The organism is Paraburkholderia sp. J63 (genome assembly GCF_905220245.1).
Lineage (GTDB): Bacteria > Pseudomonadota > Gammaproteobacteria > Burkholderiales > Burkholderiaceae > Paraburkholderia.
In genome coordinates this window covers 1-427 of record NZ_CAJMZF010000186.1, presented here as the reverse complement: position 1 = coordinate 427, position 427 = coordinate 1, and the positions used below count along the sequence as shown (strand labels likewise).

Below are 427 nucleotides of genomic sequence, written 5' to 3'. Positions count from 1 at the left end.
GGCCACTTCCGTGTCCGGATCACCGCTTACCGCAAACAGCGGGCTTCCACCCGATTTCTGCGCGATGTTCGTCACTTCGGAGACCGCATCGTTCAGCTGGCCGACGTTGACGGCGTCCGTATCGGCCGCACCGGCCGCCACGTTGTGCAACCCGACTGCGGTCGATGCATCCGCGCCGCCCAGCGTCACCGAGTCATGCGCCGACGAATCGTACTGCACCGCATTCGCCGCCTGCCCGCTCGCCTGCGCCACGCTGCCCTGGAGGCTGCTGATGTCCGAACTGTTCTGCGTCACGCGATCGTCGAGGTTCGTCACCGCCTCGCCCACGCTGTTCACCGTCTTGCCGCCCACCGAGTACGAAGGCATCGAGATCGAGCCGTCCGCGTTTACCGCCGAACCGCCGCCGAGCGCAGCCGCCGTCGAGCGG

General features: G+C 67.4%; 1 pseudogene. It reads right to left on the bottom strand.

Annotated features, from left to right (window positions below):
• A pseudogene (locus U5775_RS39095) lies at window positions 1-427 on the bottom strand (hemagglutinin); the annotation flags it as partial.